Genomic DNA, 5,211 nt, shown 5'->3' on the forward strand with positions numbered 1-5,211 from the left:
TCGGGCGCGCCGACCGCGCGCCGCGCCGGCCGGGTGTGCCGCACCCGCGCCGCCGCGCGCACCAGCGGCTGCAGCAGGTGGTGCGCGGCGAGACGCAGTCGCTGCGCGGGTCCGCGCACCGGCGCGCGCAGCACGTCGACGACGGTGAGCGTCACCAGGAAGGCGACCGCCGCGGCGGCCGGCAGCACGAGCGCCGGGGTCACGAGCCCGAGGACGGCGGACGGCAGCACGGCCACGACCAGCGGCACGCCGACCTGGTGGGCCAGCTGCAGGCGGTGGTCGGGCTCGGGCGTGCCGCTCTGGAACGGCGCGGCACTGAACGGCCCGCGGTAGACCCGCTGGCGCAGGCCGGACGGCACGAGCGAGTGGTAGATGCGCCCGCTCCAGCGCGCCGAACCCGCGGCGTTGAACCGGTGCGGGTGCCGCGCCTCGACGAGCGCCTCGCTGCGGCCGTAGCCGCGCTGCTGCCGCAGGTAGGCGCGCAGGCTGCTGCGCCGGTGGTGCCAGACGAGGGCGGCCGGGTGGAACCCGAGGCCGTGCCCGGCGTCGAGCACCCGCCAACAGAAGTCGACGTCGTCGCCCGCCGACGTGTACACCGGGTCGAAGCCACCGACCTCGTCGAACACCGAGCGCCGGAAGGCCATGTTGCAGCCGGGGAGGTGCTCGGCCCGGTCGTCGGCGGTGAGCACGTGCACCGGACCGCCGGGCGCGCGCGCCACCAGTTGGGCGGCCGGTCCGTCGCCCGGCGGCGGGACGTTGGGTCCGCCGACGCCGGCGAGCTCCGACGCGTCCAGGCCGAGGGCGAGGTAGTAGGGCCACTCGGGCGAGGGGTAGGCGTCCGAGTCGAGGTAGGCGACGATCTCGCCGCGGGCGGCGCGGTGGCCGGCGTTGCGTGCGGCCGACAGGCCGGCGTGCGGGATCTGCACCAGGCGCACCCGCGGGAACCCGCGCGCGATCGCCGCCGTCGCATCGGTCGACCCGTCGTCGACGACGATGATCTCGAGGTCGGGGTGGTCGAGCGCGCAGGTGTGCTCGAGGCACTCGGCCAGCGTCGCCTCGGCGTTGTAGGCGCAGATCACCACAGATGTTGTAGGCCAGTCGGTACGCAGGTCACGCACGGTGCGCTCGTTCCACCGGGCGACGACGTCGAGGGCCGGACGCGGCGACCGGTCGGTGCGGGTGAGCCCGAAGTGCCAGTCGTCGACGCGGACGTCGCCGACCACCCAGTCGTCGGTCCAGCTGAAGACGCAGGTGCCTGCGACGCCGCGGTCGAGCGCGACGGCGAGCTGCTCGTCGAGCAGGTCGGCCTGCCGCTGCTCGTCGGCGAAGACCGCGAACCGCTCGTCCCAGGTCAGTGGCTCGTCGGCCGGCACCACACCGGCATCCCGGCCGAGTTCCCCCACGACGAGCGGACGGTCGCCGGCGAGGTGGTGCAGGCGGGTGAGGTAGCGGCGCAGGTCGGCGCCGCGCTCGAGGAAGAGGTTGAAGGTGAGGAAGTCGAGCTCGGGCAGCGGCAGGTACTCGGCCGTCGGGTAGTTGCCGTAGGTGACGAGCAGCTCGGGGTCCTCGTCGCGCACCACGTCGACGAGCCGTGACAGCGCGCGCGTCACGCGGTCGACGCCGTGCCAGCGGATGACGTCGGCCGGGATCTCGTTGCCGATCGACAGGCCCAGCACGACCGGGTTCCCGGCGAGCCGCCGCGCGCTCTCGCGGACCGCCGCCACCGCCTGGCGGGCGACGTCGGCCCGCTCGCGCCGGTCGTCGCCGACGAGGTAGCGCCAGTCGGGGAAGAAGGCCCCGGCGAGCACGCTGAGCTCCCAGTCGGCGGCGAGGTCGAGCAGGTCGTCCGTCGGCGTCGTGTAGGTGCGCACGACGGTGAAGCCCTTCTCGCGCATGAGCGCGAAGTCGGCCTTCATGATGTCGCGGTCGGGGAAGCGGGCACCGTCCTCACGCGGCGCGAAGGTGCCGTAGGTGACGCCTCGGAAGGCGAATCGTCGTGTGCCGCGGGCGAAGAACTTCCCGTCGACGGTGATCCGGTCGTCCACGGCGGTCAGAGGATCCGGTCGACCCAGGTCGTGGGCGTCCGTGCCGTGACCAGTTCGAGCGGCCGGTCGTACACGAACTCGCGCGGGCCGACGGCGTCGATCCACTCGATCATCGCGAGCAGGCCCTCGTCCAGGCCGGTCGTCGTGCGGTAACCGAGTAGGCGACGCGCCTTGTCCGAACTGCAGGTCGCGAGCGTCACCTCGCCAGGACGGGCCGGCACGAACTTCGGGTCGAGGTCGAAGTCGAGCAGCGCCGCGATGCGCTCGGCGAGGTGCAGGATGGTCACCGGCTCCTCGTCCGGGCCGATGTTGATCACCTCGCCGGCGGCCTGCGGCAGCAGCGCCATCCCACCCAGGCACGACACGCAGTCGGCCACGAAGCTGAAGCAGCGCAGGCTCGAGCCGTCGCCGTAGATCACCGGCTGCATGCCGCGCAGCATGCGGTTGATCATGATCGCGGCGACGTTGCGGTACGGGTCGTCGAAGCGCTGGCGCGGCCCGATGATGTTGTGCGGGACGGCGATCGCCCACTCGCCGCCGTGGTGCTCGACGAAGGTGCGCAGGAACTGCTCGGAGTTCACCTTCGCCAACCCATACGGGCTCACCGGTGCCGGCGACTGGTCCTCGGTGAACGGGCTCGGCAGCGCGCCGTACCGCGACATGGACGAGCAGTGCACGATGCGGCCGACACCGGCCCGCACGGCCGCGGTGACGACGGCGACGGTGGCCGAGAGGGTGTCGCGGTAGACGAGGCCGGGCGAGAAATGGCTCAGCCCGTCGTAGGCGCTCGCGGCGCAGTGCACGACGAGGTCGGCGCCGCGCAGCAGGTCGGCGTACCCGTCGGCGTCGAGACAGTCGACGGCACCGAACTCGACGCCCTCTGGCACGTTGCCGACCTGGCCACCGGAGAGGTTGTCGATGCCGGTGACCTCGTGGCCCAGATCGCGGAGATGCTCGGCGACGTGGCTGCCGAGGAAACCGGCCACGCCGGTGACGAACGCACGACGCACGGGGCGAGCCCTTCCATGGAAGACGAGGCCCCGCCGGCCGACCCACTCGTCCCTGAGTGAATCTTCACACCAATCTTACTTTGGTTCGGGACGTTCCGCCAGCCCCGCCCCGTCCGAACGAACTGATCTTGATCGGGCCGTTGGTCCCGGACCGCGTGATGCGGACGGTGCGACGAGCCCTCGGATTGGGTAGGACACGCCGACGGGTTTCGTGCGGGCTCGACCAGCAGCCACGACGTCACCCGCAGGCAGGAGCACGCATGGCCGTCCCCGGCGCTCTGCTCGTCACCCCGCGCACCGCTCGAGCGGCGCGCGCCTCCGCATGGCACGCCGGCGCCTACCGCCTCGGCGTGCGCGACCGGTTCCTCGGCTGGGCGCTCGCGACAATCGGCGTCCACCGGCCCGATGTCGATGCGCGCCATCGGGCCGTCTGCCGGTTCACGCCGTCGTGCGTCCATTACGCCGCCGAGGCGCTGGAGACGGAGGGGCTGCGCCGCGGCGCCTGGCTCGCGTCGAAGCGACTGGTGCGCTGCTGGACGGGAGCCCGCGGCAGCGACCGCCGCGTCCCGACAGCCCGCTAGACACGCAGAACCCCCTGCTCCGGCCCATTTCCACCGTCGGAAATGGGCCGGAGCAGGGGGTTTCCGCGGACCGAGCGGGTCAGGCGGCCTTCGGGCCGGCCAGGTCGCGGCCGTGCTGCCGGGCGACACGCTCGGCCTCGACGCGCAGCTGGTCGGCGAGGTCCTTGAACTCGTCCAGCGCCGGGTTCACGCCGACCAGGGTGAACTCGCGCTCGACGACGCGCAGGTCGAGCTGCCACACGTCCTCGAGGATGCGACGCATCCAGCCGGTGGCGTGGTCCCAGCCCTCGCGCGGGGTGCCGGCGCCGTACGCGCCACCGCGGACGGTGACCAGGACGGCGGGCTTGCCGGCGGTCGCCGGGGTCACGCCGGCGGCCATGCGGGGGTCGGTGATGACCAGGTCGACCCAGGTCTTGAAGTGCTGCGAGACGCCGAAGTTGTACAGCGGGACGGCGAACAGGGCGGCGTCGGCGTCGACGAGGGCGTCGGTCTCGCGCTTCGCGAGCGCCACGGCGGCCTGCTGCTCGGGGGTGCGGGCGTCCTCGGGGGTCCACGAGGCGTTCACGGCCGCGGCCCACGCGTCGGCGGGGATCGGCTCGATGCCCACGCGCCGGCGCACGATCGGCTCGGTGGGGTTGGCGGCGCGCCACTCGTGCTCGACGAGGTCGGCGATCGCGCGGCTGGCCGAACCCTCCTCGCGGATGCTGGCGTCCAGGCGGAACAGCGTCATGACTCACTCCTTCTCGGTGCGCGGGCGCTCGTCGTCCGCTTGCTACTAGCTAAATACTAGCTGCTCTCGTAACGCAAGCCGGTGTAACCTATTCCGCATGATCACCGGACGAACGGGCGTGACCGCGCCCGACGACGTCCGCGTCGAGGCGGACGAGCCGTGCTCGCGGGTGGTCGAGCGCTGCGACGCCGCCCTCAGCAGCGCGTTCTCGGTGCTCGGCAAGCGGTGGAACGGCATCGTCATCGGCACGCTCGCATCGGGCACCGCCGGGTTCGCCGAGCTGCGGCGGGCCATCCCCGGCATCACCGACTCGATGCTGTCCGACCGGCTCACCGAGCTCGCCGCCGCGGGCCTCATCGAGCGCACGGTGGTCACCGACACGCGTCCGCCGGGAGTGTCCTACGCCCTCACCGACGCCGGCCGCGCGCTGCAGCCGATCCTCGACCAGCTCGCCGACTGGGCCACCGCGCACCTGACCGCCCGCTGACCGAGCCTCCGCCCAGCTCGCCCCGCAACGGTGCCACCTCGGCCGCGTTCGCCCCGCAACGCCGGCACCTCGGCGGCGTTTGCCCCGCAGCGCCGGGTTTTCGGCGCGCAATGTCCCGGCACAGCGGGACAAGGCGCGGCCGGAAGCCGGAGTTGCGGGACAAGCGGCACCGAACCGGCGCGCCGACCCACGGGCCGCTCCGCGCGGAAGCCCCGGACACACCGACGGCCCCCGGTGACCGGGACCCGGGGCCGCGAGCGGGGGGGGGTGGGGGCATCGAACCCGCGGGCGCCGGCGCGTCCAAACGACGTGGACCGGGGCCGGGGGGGGGGGGGCGGCGCGGGCCCCCCCCTCAAGC

At 73.4% G+C, this 5,211-nt stretch carries 5 protein-coding genes; 2 read left to right on the plus strand and 3 right to left on the minus strand.

The features are described 5' to 3' along the window. Both ACTHMS_RS17295 and ACTHMS_RS17300 read right to left on the minus strand, forming a co-directional pair. Positions 1 to 2,045, minus strand: a 2,045-nt coding sequence (locus ACTHMS_RS17295; RefSeq protein WP_440307902.1) for a glycosyltransferase, incomplete at its 3' end; no start/stop codon positions are given. A gap of 5 nt (positions 2,046 to 2,050) precedes the next feature. Further along, positions 2,051 to 3,055 carry an NAD-dependent epimerase/dehydratase family protein gene (locus ACTHMS_RS17300; protein WP_440307903.1) on the minus strand — a complete coding sequence of 335 codons (1,005 nt, stop codon included), beginning with the start codon at positions 3,053 to 3,055 and terminating at the stop codon, positions 2,051 to 2,053. Between the two features lie 260 nt (positions 3,056 to 3,315). Here ACTHMS_RS17300 and yidD point away from each other — a divergent pair, with 260 nt between their 5' ends. Then, positions 3,316 to 3,636, plus strand: coding sequence for a membrane protein insertion efficiency factor YidD (gene yidD, locus ACTHMS_RS17305; RefSeq protein WP_440307904.1), 321 nt, complete (start codon positions 3,316 to 3,318; stop codon positions 3,634 to 3,636). A gap of 79 nt (positions 3,637 to 3,715) precedes the next feature. On the opposite strand, the gene ACTHMS_RS17310 is transcribed toward yidD, so the two are convergent. Next, positions 3,716 to 4,366 (minus strand): FMN-dependent NADH-azoreductase, encoded by a 651-nt coding sequence (locus tag ACTHMS_RS17310; protein WP_440307905.1) that lies wholly within the window; start codon positions 4,364 to 4,366, stop codon positions 3,716 to 3,718. A 97-nt stretch (positions 4,367 to 4,463) separates the two neighbouring features. Between ACTHMS_RS17310 and ACTHMS_RS17315 the strand changes: the two genes are divergently transcribed. Beyond that, positions 4,464 to 4,853 (plus strand): winged helix-turn-helix transcriptional regulator, encoded by a 390-nt coding sequence (locus ACTHMS_RS17315; protein ID WP_440307906.1) that lies wholly within the window; start codon positions 4,464 to 4,466, stop codon positions 4,851 to 4,853. Positions 4,854 to 5,211: the final 358 nt, after the last annotated feature.

The sequence above is a fragment of the Jatrophihabitans sp. genome, assembly GCF_051960575.1.
GTDB lineage: Bacteria > Actinomycetota > Actinomycetes > Mycobacteriales > Jatrophihabitantaceae > JBQCEE01.

What these genes read in the sequence shown, in the direction of transcription:
- ACTHMS_RS17315 (WP_440307906.1), top strand. Translation starts at nt 4,464, where the DNA reads ATGATCACCGGACGAACGGGCGTGACCGCGCCCGACGACGTCCGCGTC.
- ACTHMS_RS17310 (WP_440307905.1), bottom strand. Translation starts at nt 4,366, where the DNA reads ATGACGCTGTTCCGCCTGGACGCCAGCATCCGCGAGGAGGGTTCGGCC.
- yidD (WP_440307904.1), top strand. Translation starts at nt 3,316, where the DNA reads ATGGCCGTCCCCGGCGCTCTGCTCGTCACCCCGCGCACCGCTCGAGCG.